We start from the raw sequence: 16,450 nt of genomic DNA, 5'->3' as shown, positions 1-16,450 counted from the left end.
CGCCCACATCTCCTACACGCTCTCAACCCGACCGGTCAGTTCACCCGGGAGACAGCCGGATTGCTGGGGGTCGGCGTCCTGAAGTTCTCCCCGACCTCCTCGCCCAGCCCGAAGTAGTGGCGGAAGTTCAGCACCAGCGGGTGCCACTTGTGGGCGTCGATGTGCCGTGTGCCGGGCACCATGAGCTCCGGGTCGGCGTGGATCGCCCGGGCCCGGGTCTGGGTCACCAGGAAGACGCCTCCGGCATCGGGCTCGGCCGCCACCACCTCGGCCTCGATCTGCAGAAGGCACTCGGCGACCCTCGGCGGCCCCACGCTGTCGGAGTTCTCGGCGGTGAGCCCGGCGGCGGTGAACTTGTCGGCGCAGTAGGAGTAGACGTCGCGCTTCTCGTCCGGCACAGGGTCGTGGCCGGTGAGCCGGGCCAGGGATTCCACATTGCGCCACAGCTGCGGCCCGGGCACATTGATGACCACCTCCCGGCGCTCCCGTAGATTCTGCGCGGTCCGGCTGTTGAGCTCCATGCCGAGCACCACCGTCTGCCCGAGGGCGAAGACCGAGGACATCGGCGCCAGATTCGCCGTGCCGTCGGGATTCAGCGTCGACAGCAGTACCACCGGCGTGCCGATGTAGAGGATGGGCGGATCGATGAGGATGTGTTCAGCCATCACTTCTCCTGACGGTACGGGCGAAGAATGATGCCGACGCGGGCGTATCCCCCGACCGGGCTCACCTCGCGGCTGGTGGGAATGTCCTCGCTGAGGGCGATCGAACAGGCCCCCAGCAGCACCTCGGCGAGCACGACGAGCTCCAGGGTGGCCAACGGCCTGCCCGGGCACACATGGGGCCCGACGCCGTAGACCAGGTTGTCTGCTGCGTGGCTCCCGGTCCTGATCTGGTCGGGATCGCCGAAGACCTGCTCGTCGCGGTTGGCCGCCGTCCAGTGGATGCGGACCCGCTGCCCGGCCTCGACGTGCTGCCCGCCCAGGTCGACGGGGCAGGTGGCCACCCGTCGGTTCGAGACGAAGGGATCGTCGCGGCGCAGCAGCTCGTCGATGATCGCAGACCTCTCGGCCGGCCCGGCCACCCGCATCCGCGCCTGGAGATCCGGGGCCGCGGCCAGTCCTTGGAGCACGACTCCCACGCAGGCCGCGATCGATCCCAGGTCGCCGCCGGTCCAGTTCCGCAGGATGGAGACCACCTCGGGACGGCTCAACGGCCGGGCCGGCTGGCCGTCGACCTGCACCGTGCTGTTCAGCAGCTCGGTGGTGACGTCGGTCTGCCCGTCCGTCTCGCCCGTCCTGGCGGAGACGACCTCCTCGATGATGGCGTCGAAGGCCGCGGCGACGCCGGCCGTGCGATCCCGATCGCCCGATCGGGTGGCCGCATGATTCTCGTCCATCCAGGCCAGCAGGCGCGGTTCCAGATCGGCGGGCCAGCCCAGCCACCGGGTCTGGGCGCGCACCGCGAAGACCGAGCCGATGCCTGCGACGGCGTCCACCGGCGTGTCACGGGGGAGTGAGGCAACCAGGTCCTCGGCGACTGTTCTCAGAACCGGCTCCAGAGCGGCCATCCGCTCAGCGCCGAAGAAGGGGTCGATGACCTGGCGGAAGGCCGAGTGCTGTTCGCCGTCCAGCCCGTTGGGCACCTGGAGGTGCGTCGAGACGGCCGAGGAGAAGGTGTCCGCGTCGCTCGCGACCCGGATGGCCTCGGCATGGCCCAGCACCACCCAGTCCCCCGACGCGTCGGCGGCCACAGCTGTGCCGCGAAGTTCCTCGGTGGCCTGTCGGGGTTCCCGACATTGCTCGTCGAAGGTGACAACGGTCGGGGCGGTAGTGGGAACGGCGCTGGGCACGGTGTGGGGTGCGGACTTCGGCACGGGGCCTCCTCCGGGGGCTGGGGTCGGGACGTCTCCGGAGAATATTAACGGCTTAACCCGTGAAATATCGAGCGGGTGTCCACGGTCCCGGGGGCTCCGCCGCCCGGATGGTCCCACGACGCGCCAGAACCTGCACGACGCGCCAGGTATTTCGGGCGACTCGTGCAGACTCTGGCGCGACGTCGGGCCGGCGCCACGACCTCCAGGCCGTGGTCCTGGGTGCTCAGCGGGCGGGCTCGAAGCGGAGTCTCAGCCCGAGCGCGCCGGCAACTTTCGTGATGGTGGCGAAGCTGGGATTGCCGTCGGCGGAAAGGGCCTTGTAGAGCCCTTCCCGGCTCATGCCGATCCGGCGGGCGAGCTGGCTGAGGTTGCCGGATCTGGCAATCGTGCCCAGTGCACGGGCGATGAGTGCGGGGTCATCGCTGTCCGCCAGGGTGGCTTCGAGATAGGCGGCGGCGTCGTCAAGGTTCTCCAGGTAGTCCGCAGTGTCGAAGGCACTGAACTGCTCTGCGTTCTCACTCATTGTTCCTCCACTCCTGGGCGATGCGGTGTGCCGTCTCTATGTCTCGTGCCTGGCTCGACTTGTCGCCACCGCAGAGCAGCAGGATGATCCGGGAGCCGCGCTGCAGGTAGTAGACGCGATATCCGGGACCATAGGGGATACGCAGCTCTGAGACACCGCCTCCGACCGGCCTGACGTCGCCCGGATTGCCCGAGGTGAGCCGATCAATCCGCGCGAGGATCCGGCCAACGGCTGCGTGGTCCTTGAGCTTTCGCAGCCACTGGTCGAATGTCGTGCTCTTGATGACCTGGACGATGTGTCAACTGTAGTTCACAGTGGTGTGCCACGCAATGCGCGACAGGAGTGCGGGTTCGGGGCCATCGCTGTCCACCAGGGGTGGGGGAGGGGGTGATCCGGGGGTGTTCGCACACCGACCAGGTTTTACCTGGTAATGTCCGGGTAAATTAGTTCGACCCGTCACGGAGGGGACAAGTGAGCAGGGGACAAGTGAGCACAGCGACGTCGCGCCACGTCATCGAGGACTGGAGCCCCGAGGAGAACTGGGACTCCCGCCGGGCCTGGCGCACCCTGACCGTTTCGACCTTCTCCATGGTCATCGCCTTCTGCGTGTGGTTCCTGGTGAGCGCCGTGGCACCGAAGCTCAACGCCATCGGCTTCGACCTGTCGAAGTCCCAGCTGTACTGGCTCACCGCCATGCCGGGCCTGTCGGCCGGCGTCATCCGGCTGGTCTACATGTTCCTGCCCCCGGTGATCGGCACCCGCAAGCTCGTGGGGATCAGCTCACTGCTCTACCTCATCCCGATGCTCGGCTGGTTCTTCGCCGTCCAGGACACCTCCACCAGCTTCGGGACCCTGCTCTTCCTGTCCCTGCTGTGCGGCATCGGCGGCGGCTCCTTCTCCGGCTACATGCCCTCGACCGGCTACTTCTTCCCCAAGCGCAAGCAGGGCACCGCGCTGGGAATCCAGGCCGGCGTCGGCAATCTCGGCATGTCGATCATCCAGCTCATCGGCCCCTGGCTGATGGGATTCGGCCTGCTCGGCATCACCTGGATCGCCCCCGAGCGGGCCGGTGACAGCCCGCTGTGGGTGCACAACGCCGCCATCGTCTTCCTGCCCTGGACCGTCCTGGCGGCGATCCTGGCCTTCACCCTGCTCAAGGACGTGCCCGTCAAGGCCAACTTCCGTCAACAGATCGACATCTTCTCCAACCCCAACACCTGGGTGATGACGCTGATGTACGTCATGACCTTCGGACTGTTCAGCGGCTTCAGCGCCCAGTTCGGGCTGCTCATCAACAACACCTACGGCGACGCCTCCGACCTGGCCGGCACATTCTCGAACCTGCCGGCCGGCGCCTCCTACGCCTTCCTCGGACCGCTCATCGGCTCCCTGGTGAGGGTCGCCTGGGGGCCGCTGTGCGACCGCTTCGGCGGGGCCGTGTGGACCTTCGTCTCCGGTATCGGGATGACGATCACTCTCGCCTTCTGCGCCCTGTTCCTCAACCCGACGTCGCCCGACCAGTTCGGATTCTTCCTGTGGGGGATGCTCGCCATGTTCTTCTTCTCGGGCATCGGCAACGCCGGCACCTTCAAGCAGATGCCGATGATCATGCCCGCCCGCCAGGCCGGCGGCGCGATCGGATTCACCGCGGCGATCGGATGCTTCGGCCCCTTCGTCATCGGCGTGGCGCTCTCGTCGATGTCGGCGTCGGTGTGGTTCTGGATCTGCGCCGCCTTCTGCCTGCTCTGCTCGGCGGTGTGCTGGCTCCAGTACGCCCGCCCCAGGGCTCCCTACCCCGGCTGACCGCAAGGAGATCCCGCAATGACGACCAGTCGCGATGAGAAGCAGTCCCCCCGGACGCCGGATGAGAACGGCGCGGGCTCGGCGCTGTTGAGAATGGGCAGCTGGCTGCGCCGCGGCAAGGCCTCCCCCGACACCCGCCAGCTCTTCCTGGAGGGCGGACGGGCGGCCGACGTCTTCTACCGGCAGCGCTGGTCCTACGACAAGGTGGTGCGCTCCACCCACGGCGTCAACTGCACCGGATCGTGTTCCTGGAAGGTCTACGTCAAGGACGGGATCATCACCTGGGAGTCCCAGGAGACCGACTACCCGACCACCGGCCCCGACATGCCCGAGTACGAGCCGCGCGGCTGCCCCCGTGGGGCGGCGTTCAGCTGGTACGAGTACTCCCCGACGCGGATCCGCCACCCCTACGTGCGATCGGTGCTGCTGGACGCCTGGCGGGCGAAACTGGCCGAGCTCGGCGACCCGGTGGACGCCTGGGGGGCCGTCGTCTCCGATCCGCAGCTGTCACGCGCCTACAAGAGCGCGCGCGGCCACGGCGGCATGGTGCGGGTCTCCTGGGAGGAGGCCACGCAGATCGTCGCGGCCGGCTACGTCCACACCATCAAGACCTACGGCCCGGACAGGATCGCCGGATTCTCCGTCATCCCGGCCATGTCGATGGTCTCCTACGGCGCCGGGTCCCGATTCACCGAACTGGTCGGCGGCACCATGCTGAGCTTCTACGACTGGTACGCCGACCTGCCTCCGGCCAGCCCGCAGGTCTTCGGAGACCAGACCGACGTCCCCGAGTCCGGCGACTGGTTCAACTCGCAGTACCTCATCATGTGGGGCTCCAACGTCCCGATCACCCGCACCCCCGACGCCCACTTCATGACCGAGGCCCGCTATCACGGCCAGAAGGTCGTGGTGGTGAGCCCCGACTACGCCGACAACACCAAATTCGCCGACGAGTGGCTGCGCGTCCAGCCCGGCACCGACGGGGCCCTGGCGATGGCGATGGGCCACGTCATCCTCACCGAGTTCCACGTCGGGCGCCGCGAACCCATGTTCATGAGCTACATGCGCCGCTACACCGACTCGCCCTTCCTCATCGAACTGGATCCCTATCAGGGGGACGACGCCGCCGCATCCGGCACCCGCATCCCCGGCAAGTTCCTCACCGCCGCGCACGTCGACGCCGCCACCCGCCCCGAGAAGCCGGAGTTCCGGCCCCTGATCATGGAGGCCGACGGCGCCGTCAAGGATCCCGGCGGCACCCTGGCCGACCGCTTCTCCGAGTCCGGGGCCGGCCACTGGAACCTCGACCTGGATGGCGTCGAGCCGGTGATGAGCGTCATGGACACCGACTCCTGGCAGCCCGTCGAGGTGGCGATGCCCCGCTTCGACCTGCCCTCCTCGCCCGGCCAGGTCAGCCTCGGCGCCGGGATCGTCCGCCGCGGCGTACCGGCCAGGATGATCGACGGGCACCTGGTGACCACCGTCTTCGACCTGCTGCTGGCCCGCTACGCGGTGGGCCGCGACGGGCTTCCCGGCGACTGGCCCACCGGCTACGACGACCCGAGCGCTCCGGGCACCCCGGCCTGGCAGGCCGAACTCACCGGCGTCCCGGCCGCCGCGGCCGAACGGATCGGCAGGGAATTCGCCCTCAATGCGATCGAGTCCGGCGGGCGATCCATGATCATCATGGGCGCCGGAGTGAATCACTTCTACCACGCCGACGAGATCTACCGGACATTTCTGTCGCTCACCAATATGTGCGCCACACAGGGCGTCAATGGCGGCGGATGGGCGCACTATGTGGGCCAGGAGAAGGTGCGCCCCTTCACCGGCTGGGCCAACTACTCCTTCGCCCTGGACTGGGCCCGCCCGGCCCGCCAGATGATCTCCACCGCCTGGTACTACCTCACCACCGACCAGTGGCGCTACGACGGTGCCCGGGCCGAGAAGGTGGCCTCCCCGCTGGGGGCCGGCACCCTTTCGGGGCTCACCACCGCCGACACCCTGGTCGAATCGGCGAAGCGGGGCTGGTCTCCCAGCTACCCCACCTTCGACCGCAATCCCCTCGACCTGGCAGACGAGGCCGCGGCGGCCGGCCAGAAGCCCGGCGACTACATCGCCGGCCGGCTGGCCGCCGGGACTCTCGGCTTCGCCTGCCAGGACCCCGACGCCGAGCAGAATCAGCCCCGCGTGCTGGCGAACTGGCGCACCAACCTGCTGGGCTCCAGCGCCAAGGGCACCGAGTTCTTCATGCGCCACATGCTGGGCTGCGATGACGACGTCAATGCCTCCGAGCTGCCCCCCGACCAGCGTCCGAGCTCCATGCGCTGGCGCGACGAGGCGCCCGCCGGAAAACTCGACCTCATGTGGACCGCGGATTTCCGCACGACGTCGACCACCCTGCATTCCGACGTCATTCTTCCGGCCGCCACCTGGTATGAGAAGCATGATCTCTCCAGCACTGATATGCACCCCTTCGTGCACTCCTTCAATGCGGCCGTCGACCCGCCGTGGGAGGCCCGCACCGATTTCGAGACCTTCCGCACCCTGGCCCATCTGGTCTCCCAGATGGCGCAGAAACATCTGGGCACCCGCACCGACGTCGTCGCGGCCCCGCTGATGCACGACACCCCTGACGAGATGACCAGCCCGGCCGGGGCCACCGGTGACGTCACCGATCCCGACACCGGAGAACGGCTGTGGATCCCCGGGGTCACCATGCCGAAACTCATCCCCGTGGAACGCGACTACACGGCCATCGGCGCCAAGTTCGACACCCTGGGCCCGCTCACCGGCACCGCCGGGATGGCCGTCAAGGGGGTCACCTTCCACCCCGACCAGGAGATCGCAGAACTGGGCCGGCGCCACGGCGTCGCCACGGCAGGCCCCGCCCAGGGCCGGCCGCTGGTCGACACCGATATCAAGGCGGTCGACACCATCCTGGCCACCTCCGGCACCACCAACGGGCGCCTGGCCACCGACGGCTTCACCCAGATGGAGGCCCGCACCGGCACTCGGATGGCCGACCTGGCGTCGGGATCCCAGGACCGCCGCGTCACCTTCGCCGACACCGTGTCCCAGCCACAGCCGGTGATCACCTCCCCGGAGTGGTCGGGCTCGGAGCACGGCGGGCGGCGCTACTCGGCCTTCGTGGTCAATGTGGAGCGCCACAAGCCCTGGCACACCCTCACCGGGCGGATGCACTACTACCTGGACCACGACTGGATGCGCGACATGGGGGAGAACCTGCCGGTCTACCGGCCGCCCCTGGACATCGCCCACCTCTACGGGGAGCGGCCGGTCGGCTACCTCGGACAGACCGCCGAGGGCGTCGCCGAGGTGGCGGTGAGGTACATCACCGCCCACAACAAGTGGGCCATCCACTCCCAGTACTACGACAACCCGCACATGCTGACCCTTGGCCGCGGCGGCCAGACCATCTGGATGTCGCCGGCCGACGCCGCCAAGGTCGGGGTGGCCGACAACGACTGGGTGGAGGCCTACAACCGCAACGGCACCGTGGACGCCCGCGCCATCGTCAGCCACCGCATCCCCGAGGGCACCGTGTTCATGTACCACGCCCAGGAGCGCACCATGAACACCCCGCTGTCCGAGCGCTCCGGCAAGCGCGGCGGCATCCACAACTCGCTGACCCGGATCATGCTCAAGCCCAGCCATTTCATCGGCGGGTACGCCCAGTTGAGCTACTCGTTCAACTATTACGGCCCCACCGGCAACCAGCGCGACGAGGTGACGCTCATCCGGCGTCGCAGCCAGGAGGTGCAGTTCTGATGAAGGTCATGGCGCAGATCGCGATGGTGATGAACCTCGACAAGTGCATCGGGTGCCACACCTGCTCGGTCACCTGCAAGCAGGCGTGGACCAACCGCGAGGGCACCGAGTACATGTGGTTCAACGACGTGGAGACCCGCCCCGGCGTCGGCTACCCCCGGGGCTGGGAGGATCAGGACAAGTGGAAGGGGGGCTGGCGGCGCACCGCCGGCGGCAGGCTCGTGCCCCGGCAGGGCGGACGCCTGGCCACCCTGGGCAGGATCTTCTCCAACCCGAACCTGCCCGGCGTCAACGACTACTACGAGCCGTGGACCTACGAGTACGACACCCTGCTGAGCGCACCGGCGTCGCGCACCACCCCCACCGCCCGGGCGACGTCCACCCTCACCGGGCAGCACAAGGACACCATCGCCTGGGGACCCAACTGGGACGACGACCTCGGCGGCTCCATGGAGACCCTCGACGCCGACCCCGTCCTGCACCAGATGAACCTCGAGGTCGCCAAGACCATCGAGTACACCTTCATGTTCTACCTGCCGCGGATCTGCGAGCACTGCCTCAACCCCACCTGCGTGGCCGCCTGCCCCTCGGGAGCCATGTACAAGCGGGTCGAGGACGGCATCGTGCTCGTCGACCAGGACCGCTGCCGCGGCTGGCGGATGTGCGTCTCCGGCTGCCCGTACAAGAAGGTCTACTTCAACCACAAGACCGGCAAGGCCGAGAAGTGCACCCTGTGCTACCCGCGCCTGGAGGCCGGCCAGCCCACCGTCTGCTCGGAGACCTGCGTCGGCCGGCTGCGCTACCTCGGAGTGCTGCTCTACGACGCCGACCGGGTCACCTGGGCCGCCTCGCAGAAAGACGAGCGCGACCTCTACGCCGCCCAGCGGGACATCCTGCTGGACCCCAACGACCCCGCGGTCATCGAGGCGGCCAAGGCCGACGGCGTCGCCCACTCCTGGATCCAGGCCGCCCAGGCCTCCCCGATCTGGGACCTCATCACCCGCTACCAGGTGGCCCTGCCGCTGCATCCCGAGTACCGCACCCTGCCGATGGTCTGGTACGTGCCGCCGCTGTCCCCGGTGGTCGACGCCGTCACCGCCTCGGGCTCCGACGGCGAGAACCACAAGGTGCTGCTGGCGGCGATCTCCCAGATGCGCATCCCGATGGAGTACCTCGCGGGGCTGTTCAGCGCCGGTGACACCGCGCCGGTGGAGAGGTCACTGCGCAGACTGGCGGCGATGCGCAGCTACATGCGCGACGTCTTCATGGGGAATGACGCCGACGAGACCATCCCGGAGGCGGTCGGCATGACCGGCGACGACGTCCGGGCCATGTACCGGTTGCTGTCGATCGCCAAGTACGACGAGCGCTACGTCATCCCCACCACCCGCACCGGGATGCCGCCGGGCATCACGGAGCTGGAGGGCTGCCCGGTCGACTACGATGTCGAAGCCTTCCACGGCGCTGCTCCCGGCGCCACGACCCCCGGGGCCGCACCGGCCGGCACCCGCACCCTGCCCTTGGAGGTTCTCTGATGAACATCTTCATGGGCGCACCGAGGATGCCGGTCGCCGCCTCGGTGGATGCCACACCCGACCAGCGACGGGTGGTGCAGATGGCCGCCGGGCTGCTGCTCGACTACCCCGGCGACGGGCTGCCCGGCGTCCTGGACGCCGTGACCCGCGACGCCGCCCTGATGCCGGGCCCGGCGTCCGGCGAGATCGCCGCCTTCTGCGCGGTGGCCCGCCGATGGGGGCTGCGACGTCTCCAGGAGCACTATGTGGAGACCTTCGACCAGCGGCGCCGCTGCGCGCTGTACCTCACCTACTACTCGGCCGGGGATACCCGCGGCCGGGGCGCGGCGATCCTCGGATTCCGCGAGATCATGGGCCGCGCCGGCTTCGAGATGGCCCGCGAGGAACTGCCCGACTACCTGCCCGTCGTCCTGGAGTTCTGCGCCCTCAACGAGACGGCGTCCGGCGACGAGCTGCTGCGCGCCAACCGGGAGGGCCTGGAGGTGATCCGCGCCGCCCTGGTGTCGGCGTCCAGCCCCTACGCCCATCTGCTCGAGGCGCTGTGCACCACGCTGCCGCCGCTGGACGACGCCACCCTGGCCCGCTACCAGGAACTCATCAACCAGGGCCCGCCCACCGAGCTGGTGGGGATCGCGGCCCTCGACGCGACGCCCTCCCCTGCGGCCCCCGCCGCCCCGTCCCCAGGCTCAGCAGGAGGCCGATCATGAGCACGGCGGAACTGGTGCTGTGGGTGGGCATGCCCTACCTGTCCATCGTCATGCTGGTCGGCGGGCTCATCTGGCGCTACCGCAGTGATCAATTCGGCTGGACCAGCCGATCCAGCCAGTGGAACGAGCCCGCGATCCTGCGCTGGGCCTCCCCGCTGTTCCATTTCGGGATGCTCTTCGTGTTCCTGGGCCACGTCATCGGACTGGCGATCCCCGAGTCCTGGACGTCGGCGGTCGGCATCCCCGAGGGCGTCTACCACTACATCTCGATGATCCCCGGGACGCTGGCCGCCGTCGCCACCCTGATCGGGATGGCCGGGCTCATCTACCGCCGCGTCGTCGTCAAGTCGGTGCGGCTGGCCACCACGACGATGGACATCGTGATGTACACCCTGCTGGGCATCGCCGTAGCGCTGGGATCCTGGGCCACGATCCACCAGCAGATCATCGGGGGCGGCTACGACTACCGCCAGACCATCAGCCCGTGGTTCCGCACCATCCCGCTGTTCCAGCCCAACCCTGCGCTGATGGCCACGGTGCCCCTCGACTACAAGTTGCATATCGTGGCGGCCATGATCCTGTTCTGCGTCTGGCCCTTCACCAGGCTGGTCCATGTGCTCTCGGCCCCGGTGGCCTACCCCACCCGGCCGGCCATCGTCTACCGCTCCCGCGACGAGAACCTGGCCGCCGGCCCCAGACGTCGGGGGTGGTGAGGTCTTGAGGGCATCCGGGATCGACCACATCCTGCCGGCGATCGGCTCCCTGACGCCGGCCCAGCAGACCGTGCTGGCCGCCGTCTCGGGTCACGACGACCCGGTGAGGGTCGCCGACGTGGCGCGCGAGTGCGGGCTGCACGTCAACACCGTGCGCGAGCCCCTCGACGTGCTGCTGGAACTGGGCCTGGTGGAGCGCGAGCGGATGCCCGTGGCCGGCCGCGGCCGACCGGCCTGGGGGTATGTGAGTCGTGCCCTGTCGGGCCCCGCCTCCTCGGTCGAGATGCTGCGCCATATGGCACGGTCGACCATCGCCTGGATGCGCGCCACCGCCGCCGATCCGATGGCCGCCGGGCGGGATCTGGGCCATCATCTGGGCGACGACGCGCTGGCCACCGCGAAGGTGCCCGATCACGACGTCGGCGAGATCTCGCCCGGTTTCGAGCTGGCCGCCCATATGACCAAGATCCGGGTCTTCCTCACCGCCTTCGGGCTGGCCGCCGAGCCGCACCCGGAGATCCCTACCGCCCTGGTGCTGCGCGACTGCCCCTTCGCCGATCCGGCCGCTCCCGACCCGGTGGCCTTCGCGATCCGCCAGGGGATGGTGGAGCGGGTTGTGGAGCGGACCGCCCGGGGCCTGGCCGCGCCCACCTTCCGCGACGGGGACGACCCGTGGGTGACCGAGGTGGTCCTCGTGCCGACCGGACCGGGGCGGATCCGGAGGCCGGCGTCATGAGCGTCTCCGCGCGGGTGGAGTCTCTGCCCGACCGGTTCGGCCGGGTGGCCACCGATCTGCGCGTCTCGGTGACTGACAAGTGCAACCTGCGCTGCACCTACTGCATGCCCGTCGAGGGCATGGTCTGGCTGCCGCGCGAGGAGCTGCTCACCGACGACGAACTGATCCGGCTGATCGGGATCGGCGTGAAGAGGCTGGGGATCACGAAGGTGCGCTTCACCGGCGGCGAGCCGCTCGTCCGCCCGACCCTGGAGTCTCTGGTCGCCGCCACGGTCGCGATGCGCACCCCCGACGGCGTCGCCCCCGCGACCGCGCTCACCACCAACGGCATCGGCCTGGACCGCCGGGCCGCCGGGCTGGCGGCGGCCGGACTGGGTCGGGTCAACATCTCGCTGGATTCCATCGACCCCGGCCGCTTCGCCGCCGTGGCACGGCGCGACCGGCTCGACGACGTCCTGGCTGGCATCGACGCCGCGCTGGACGCCGGGCTTTCCCCGGTGAAGATCAATGCCGTGCCGCAGCGCAGCTACCGCGACGACGCCCCCGAACTGCTGAGCTTCTGCCTGGACCGCGACCTGGAACTGCGATTCATCGAGTACATGCCGATCGGCGCCCCCGGCTGGTCCGCCGACGCCGTGATCAGCGCCGACGACATGTTCGACGCGCTGCGCTCGGCCGGATACACCCTGGCCGAGGATCCGGGACCGCGCGGCTCGGCACCGGCCCAGCGGTGGACGGTCACCGCCCCCGACGGGCGCACCGGCAGGATGGGGATCATCGCCTCGGTCACCCGCCCGTTCTGCGGGGACTGCTCGCGCACCCGGTTGACGGCCGACGGCCAGATCCGCAACTGCCTGTTCTCCACCCGCGAGACCGATCTGCGCAGCGCGATTCGCTCCGGTGCCGACGATGACGAGTTGATCAAGCTCTGGCAAGGTGAGATGTGGCGCAAGGCGGCGGCCCACGGTTCGGACGGGGCTCATGGGTCGGGGGGGTTCGGGGAATCATCGCGCCGGATGTCGGCGATCGGAGGATGATCATGATCATGCATTACTACGGCGGTGCGGGCGAGGCCGCCGGGACCGCAGAGGAGGCTGTCGACGCCGTCCCCGGGGAGACGGTGGCCGAGCTTGCCGACCGGTTGGTGACGGTTCATCCGGGGCTGGCCAGAACGATGGCCGTGTGCAGCTTCTTCGTCGACGGCGCCTCGACCCGCCGCGAGGACAGGCTGCCCGATGACGCCCGCGTCGACGTCCTGCCACCCTTCGCCGGAGGATGACGGTGCACGCACGGATCAGCGACCGTCCCCTGGCGGTCGAGGCGATCGCCGAACAGGCGGTCGACGACCGCAGCGGCGCGGTGGTGACCTTCACCGGCGTCGTCCGCGACCACGACGCCGGGCGGCGGGTCACCGCCATCGACTACAGCGCCCACCCGCAGGCCGAGAGCATGCTGGCCGGGCTGGTCGAGGAGTGCGCGCTGCGTGACGGTGTCCACGGGGCGGCGGCCGCGCACCGCGTCGGCCATCTGGAGGTCGGCGACCTGGCGATGGTGGTGGCGGTCTCGGCCGAGCACCGTGGTGAGGCCTTCGCCGCCGCATCCGACCTGGTGGACGCCGTCAAGGCCGGGGTGCCGGTGTGGAAATGCCAGTGGATGGCCGACGGATCCCATGAGTGGTCCGGGCTGCCGTGACCAGGGACCTCACTCCCGGCGCGGCGCGCAGATCAGATGAAGGATGTCCAGAGCGTGTCGGCGTCGATCAGCCAGTGATTGCGCAGGGTGAGAGCCCGCTCGGTGGCGGCGAGGATCCCGGCCACCACCATCGTGATATTCGCCCAGGCGGGCAGGGAGACCGGGGAGTCGAAGACGCCGAAGCGCTCCTGCACGACCTGCCAGTGCGAGACGAGTTCGAGTACCTGGGGCACCGACAGGGCGAGGCAGGCCAGCAGCACGATGATCGCGATGACGCCGATCGCCCGGCTCGTCGCGGGGAACCGACGCCCGAGCCGGGCCCGCAGGCCCTCGGCGGAGCGCGGGTGCGGGTTGAGCGCGCGCTCGGGTCCCGAATGGGGGACGAAGTGCATCCTGGTCAGGCCGTAGAGATTGGTGGCCGTCTCGATCACGCCGCCGGGGACGGGGAAGGCGGCCGGGAGGTTCGACACGTACTGCTGCCGTCCGTCGCGGAACAGGGCCGCCTGGGGGGTCTGCCTGCCGGCCTTCTCCTCGTCGCTGCTGAGATAGTCGGCCAGGTAGTTCACCTCGACGGCGAAGTCGACGTGCTCGTCGGTCGTGGTCTCGGGCAGCCGGGCGAGGAAGACGGTGCGGAACAGGATGTCCCACGGGCGGAAGGGCCTGATGGGGCGTCCACTGCCGGGATGGATCCTGGTGAGCTGCTTGTCAGTACGCGATCTGCGGGCCATGCGCTGCTCCGTCGGTCGGGACGGTGGATGGAACGGCCCACGGTAACCACTGACAGTGCCACCGAACTGGTGATCGGAGGATGGGGATGACGCAGTCCGAACAGTTCGTGGGGATCGGCGAGCACCGGCGTCTGGTGATGTCGCTGGCCCACGAACCGGCCGTGGTCGAGATGCCGCTGGAGCGGTGCCTGGGCCTGGTGAGCGCTGAGCCTGTCGCCGCGCGACTGCCGGTGCCGCCCTTCACCAACTCGGCGATGGACGGCTTCGCAGTGCGGTTCCAGGACGTGAGCACCGCGCGGCCCGATGCCCCTGTCCGGCTGCCGGTGACCGGCGACATACCCGCCGGATCAGCGGCCGGTGACCCCGTCGAGACCGGCACCGCCCGGCGGATCATGACCGGGGCCCGGATGCCCGCCGGCGCCGACTCGGTGGTGAAGGTGGAGCGCACCGACCACGCGCCCGGAGTCGTCGACGCGCCCGCCGAGGTGAGGATCTTCCAGGCGCCGGAACTCGGCGCCAATGTCCGCCATCGGGGGGAGGACCTCCAGATCGGTGATCCGGTGATGGAGGCCGGGCGGCTGCTCGACGGGGCATGTCTGGCGGCCGCCGCGTCGGTCGGGTACGGATCCCTGGCCGTTCACCCGGCGCCCAGAGTCGGCGTCATCTCCACCGGTTCGGAGCTGTCCGATGCCGGGAGCGACCTGGCCGCCGGTCGCATTCCGGACTCCAACGGCATCCTTCTGGCCGGGCTCGTGTCCGAGGCCGGCGCGGTGGTCGCCCAGCGGGCCCGGGTCCCCGACGACCCGGCCCGGCTGCGCGAGGTGGTCGCCGGCTGGGATGTGGACCTGGTGATCACCGCCGGAGGCATCTCGGCCGGTGCTTACGAGGTGGTGAGACAGGCCTTGCCGGAGCTGACCTTCCACAAGGTCGCCCAGCAGCCGGGCGGCCCGCAGGGGGCAGGGATCGTCGGAGCGACGCCGGTGGTGGCGCTTCCCGGCAATCCGGTGAGTGTCTTCGTGAGCTTCCACGTCTATGCGCGCCCGCTCATCGCCGCCATGCGCGGTCTGGCCGTCCCCGTCGAATCGCCGACTGTTCGTGCGACGGCCGGGGCCGGCTGGCGCTCCCCGGCGGAGAAGACCCAGTTCATGCCCATCCGGTGGGAGAGCGGCGAGGGGGAGGGCGGTCGCGTGGTGCCCGCCCACCGGCTGGGATCCAAGTCCCATCTGGTGGCCACTCTGCCGCTGGTCGAGGGGCTGGCGGTGGTGCCGGTCGGGGTGGAGGCCGTGGAGGCAGGAGATGGTCTGGAAGTGCTGATGACGAGGGGCGAGGTATGAGCGAGAGTCCGTTCACCCATCTGCGCGGGGACGGCTCGGCCCGGATGGTCGACGTCACCGCCAAGACCCCGACCGTCCGCGAGGCCACCGCCGAGTGCGCCGTCGTGTGCTCGGAGCCGATCATGGCGGCCCTGCGCGATGAGACGGTGCCCAAGGGCGACGTCCTGGCGGTGGCCAGGGTGGCCGGGATCCAGGCCGCCAAGCACACCCCCGACCTGCTGCCCCTGGCCCACCGGATCGGCGTCCACGGGGCCGAGGTGGACCTGTGGCTGGAGGCCGACCGGGTGCGGATCCGCGCCACGGTGCGCACCGCCGACCGCACGGGGGTGGAGATGGAGGCCCTCACCGCGGTGACGGTGGCGGCGCTGTCCGTCGCCGACATGGTCAAGGGGATCGACCGGGGATTCGCGATCGAGCACGCGATCATCACTCACAAGGCCGGTGGGCGCAGCGGGGACTGGACCCGCCCGGCGTAGATCTCAGCTGCCGACGCTCAGTGGTCCCCGCCGTCCAGCTGATCGAAGATGTGGCCGAGCAGTGGGCCGATCACGGCCACGGCGTCGCGCACCCCTCCGGGAGAGCCCGGAGCGTTGACGACCAGCGCGGCTCCGGATCGCCGTGAGGTGATGCCCACCAGGCCGCGCGACAGGCCGGCCGCCGGTGCCGCCTCGGCGCCGCGGGCACGGATCTGTTCGGCCAGGCCGTCGAGCCGGGCGGCGAGCAGCGGCCCGGTGGCCTCCGGGGTGAGGTCGCGCGGGGAGATGCCGGTGCCGCCGGTGGTGAACACCAGTCGCGCCCCGTCGTCCAGGGCATCGGTGATCGCCGCTGCGACAGGAGCCACGCCGTCGGGGACGATGACCACCTCGTCGCGCATCAGCGCCTGTTCCCCGTAGCAGGCCAGCAGCCGGGCGGCCAACGGGCCGGAGCGGTCGACGGCCTCGCCGGCGGCGCAGCGGTCCGAGACGGTGATGACGCGGGCTCGGACGGGGTTCACCGGGGCCACGTTACCGA

At 69.7% G+C, this 16,450-nt stretch carries 17 protein-coding genes; 11 read left to right on the top strand and 6 right to left on the bottom strand.

Annotation, left to right across the window (positions count from 1 at the left end; genetic code table 11):
* Window positions 1-35: 35 nt before the first annotated feature.
* From JS278_RS15175 to JS278_RS15160, 4 genes are all read right to left on the bottom strand, one after another.
* The gene (locus JS278_RS15175; protein ID WP_114045921.1) at window positions 36-665 is read right to left on the bottom strand and encodes a flavin reductase family protein; all 630 of its coding nucleotides are present in this window, start codon (window positions 663-665) and stop codon (window positions 36-38) included.
* Window positions 665-1,876 carry a cytochrome P450 gene (locus JS278_RS15170; protein WP_114045920.1) on the bottom strand — a complete coding sequence of 404 codons (1,212 nt, stop codon included), beginning with the start codon at window positions 1,874-1,876 and terminating at the stop codon, window positions 665-667. Before JS278_RS15170 ends, JS278_RS15175 begins: the two co-directional genes overlap by 1 nt.
* Window positions 1,877-2,099: 223 nt before the next feature.
* Window positions 2,100-2,399, bottom strand: coding sequence for an addiction module antidote protein (locus tag JS278_RS15165; RefSeq protein WP_114045919.1), 300 nt, complete (start codon window positions 2,397-2,399; stop codon window positions 2,100-2,102).
* Entirely contained in the window at window positions 2,392-2,655 is a 264-nt protein-coding gene (locus tag JS278_RS15160; protein WP_281269236.1) for a type II toxin-antitoxin system RelE/ParE family toxin, read from the bottom strand. Before JS278_RS15160 ends, JS278_RS15165 begins: the two co-directional genes overlap by 8 nt.
* Window positions 2,656-2,885: 230 nt before the next feature.
* Between JS278_RS15160 and JS278_RS15155 the strand changes: the two genes are divergently transcribed.
* The 9 genes from JS278_RS15155 (at window position 2,886) to JS278_RS15115 (ending at window position 13,377) form a co-directional block, all read left to right on the top strand.
* The gene (locus JS278_RS15155) at window positions 2,886-4,202 is read left to right on the top strand and encodes a nitrate/nitrite transporter (RefSeq protein WP_181833764.1); all 1,317 of its coding nucleotides are present in this window, start codon (window positions 2,886-2,888) and stop codon (window positions 4,200-4,202) included.
* Window positions 4,203-4,220: 18 nt separating this feature from the next.
* Window positions 4,221-7,994, top strand: coding sequence for a nitrate reductase subunit alpha (locus JS278_RS15150; RefSeq protein WP_114045917.1), 3,774 nt, complete (start codon window positions 4,221-4,223; stop codon window positions 7,992-7,994).
* Complete coding sequence (narH, locus tag JS278_RS15145) at window positions 7,994-9,529, top strand: nitrate reductase subunit beta (protein WP_114045916.1); 1,536 nt, start codon at window positions 7,994-7,996, stop codon at window positions 9,527-9,529. Before JS278_RS15150 ends, narH begins: the two co-directional genes overlap by 1 nt.
* Window positions 9,530-9,609: 80 nt before the next feature.
* The gene (gene narJ / locus JS278_RS15140) at window positions 9,610-10,236 is read left to right on the top strand and encodes a nitrate reductase molybdenum cofactor assembly chaperone (RefSeq protein ID WP_114046379.1); all 627 of its coding nucleotides are present in this window, start codon (window positions 9,610-9,612) and stop codon (window positions 10,234-10,236) included.
* Window positions 10,233-10,949, top strand: coding sequence for a respiratory nitrate reductase subunit gamma (narI, locus tag JS278_RS15135; protein WP_114045915.1), 717 nt, complete (start codon window positions 10,233-10,235; stop codon window positions 10,947-10,949). Before narJ ends, narI begins: the two co-directional genes overlap by 4 nt.
* 103 nt (window positions 10,950-11,052) lie before the next feature.
* Window positions 11,053-11,685, top strand: a complete 633-nt coding sequence (locus JS278_RS15130) for a helix-turn-helix transcriptional regulator (protein WP_342767042.1) — start codon at window positions 11,053-11,055, stop codon at window positions 11,683-11,685.
* Window positions 11,682-12,722, top strand: coding sequence for a GTP 3',8-cyclase MoaA (moaA, locus tag JS278_RS15125; protein WP_114045913.1), 1,041 nt, complete (start codon window positions 11,682-11,684; stop codon window positions 12,720-12,722). The genes JS278_RS15130 and moaA overlap by 4 nt, the downstream gene beginning before the upstream one ends.
* Window positions 12,723-12,724: 2 nt before the next feature.
* Window positions 12,725-12,964 (top strand): MoaD/ThiS family protein, encoded by a 240-nt coding sequence (locus JS278_RS15120; protein WP_114045912.1) that lies wholly within the window; start codon window positions 12,725-12,727, stop codon window positions 12,962-12,964.
* 2 nt (window positions 12,965-12,966) lie between these two features.
* Window positions 12,967-13,377: a molybdenum cofactor biosynthesis protein MoaE gene (locus JS278_RS15115; RefSeq protein WP_114045911.1), complete on the top strand. Its 411-nt coding sequence runs from the start codon at window positions 12,967-12,969 to the stop codon at window positions 13,375-13,377.
* Window positions 13,378-13,409: 32 nt separating this feature from the next.
* On the opposite strand, the gene JS278_RS15110 is transcribed toward JS278_RS15115, so the two are convergent.
* Window positions 13,410-14,105: a hypothetical protein gene (locus tag JS278_RS15110; RefSeq protein WP_114045910.1), complete on the bottom strand. Its 696-nt coding sequence runs from the start codon at window positions 14,103-14,105 to the stop codon at window positions 13,410-13,412.
* A gap of 86 nt (window positions 14,106-14,191) precedes the next feature.
* On the opposite strand from JS278_RS15110, the gene JS278_RS15105 reads away from it, so the two are divergent.
* Complete coding sequence (locus JS278_RS15105) at window positions 14,192-15,439, top strand: molybdopterin molybdotransferase MoeA (RefSeq protein WP_245935145.1); 1,248 nt, start codon at window positions 14,192-14,194, stop codon at window positions 15,437-15,439.
* Between the two features lie 44 nt (window positions 15,440-15,483).
* Window positions 15,484-15,915, top strand: a complete 432-nt coding sequence (moaC, locus tag JS278_RS15100) for a cyclic pyranopterin monophosphate synthase MoaC (RefSeq protein WP_245935330.1) — start codon at window positions 15,484-15,486, stop codon at window positions 15,913-15,915.
* Between the two features lie 17 nt (window positions 15,916-15,932).
* On the opposite strand, the gene JS278_RS15095 is transcribed toward moaC, so the two are convergent.
* Entirely contained in the window at window positions 15,933-16,433 is a 501-nt protein-coding gene (locus JS278_RS15095; protein WP_114046378.1) for a MogA/MoaB family molybdenum cofactor biosynthesis protein, read from the bottom strand.
* Between the last annotated feature and the right edge of the window lie 17 nt (window positions 16,434-16,450).

The organism is Acidipropionibacterium virtanenii, assembly GCF_003325455.1.
GTDB lineage: Bacteria > Actinomycetota > Actinomycetes > Propionibacteriales > Propionibacteriaceae > Acidipropionibacterium > Acidipropionibacterium virtanenii.
Note: the sequence above shows the minus strand (reverse complement) of the source record. Positions and strands in the feature narration are given on the sequence as shown.

What these genes read in the sequence shown, in the direction of transcription:
- JS278_RS15175 (WP_114045921.1), bottom strand. Translation starts at nt 665, where the DNA reads ATGGCTGAACACATCCTCATCGATCCGCCCATCCTCTACATCGGCACG.
- JS278_RS15165 (WP_114045919.1), bottom strand. Translation starts at nt 2,399, where the DNA reads ATGAGTGAGAACGCAGAGCAGTTCAGTGCCTTCGACACTGCGGACTAC.
- JS278_RS15150 (WP_114045917.1), top strand. Translation starts at nt 4,221, where the DNA reads ATGACGACCAGTCGCGATGAGAAGCAGTCCCCCCGGACGCCGGATGAG.
- narH (WP_114045916.1), top strand. Translation starts at nt 7,994, where the DNA reads ATGAAGGTCATGGCGCAGATCGCGATGGTGATGAACCTCGACAAGTGC.
- narJ (WP_114046379.1), top strand. Translation starts at nt 9,610, where the DNA reads ATGGCCGCCGGGCTGCTGCTCGACTACCCCGGCGACGGGCTGCCCGGC.
- narI (WP_114045915.1), top strand. Translation starts at nt 10,233, where the DNA reads ATGAGCACGGCGGAACTGGTGCTGTGGGTGGGCATGCCCTACCTGTCC.
- moaA (WP_114045913.1), top strand. Translation starts at nt 11,682, where the DNA reads ATGAGCGTCTCCGCGCGGGTGGAGTCTCTGCCCGACCGGTTCGGCCGG.
- JS278_RS15120 (WP_114045912.1), top strand. Translation starts at nt 12,725, where the DNA reads ATGATCATGCATTACTACGGCGGTGCGGGCGAGGCCGCCGGGACCGCA.
- JS278_RS15110 (WP_114045910.1), bottom strand. Translation starts at nt 14,105, where the DNA reads ATGGCCCGCAGATCGCGTACTGACAAGCAGCTCACCAGGATCCATCCC.
- JS278_RS15105 (WP_245935145.1), top strand. Translation starts at nt 14,192, where the DNA reads ATGACGCAGTCCGAACAGTTCGTGGGGATCGGCGAGCACCGGCGTCTG.
- moaC (WP_245935330.1), top strand. Translation starts at nt 15,484, where the DNA reads ATGGTCGACGTCACCGCCAAGACCCCGACCGTCCGCGAGGCCACCGCC.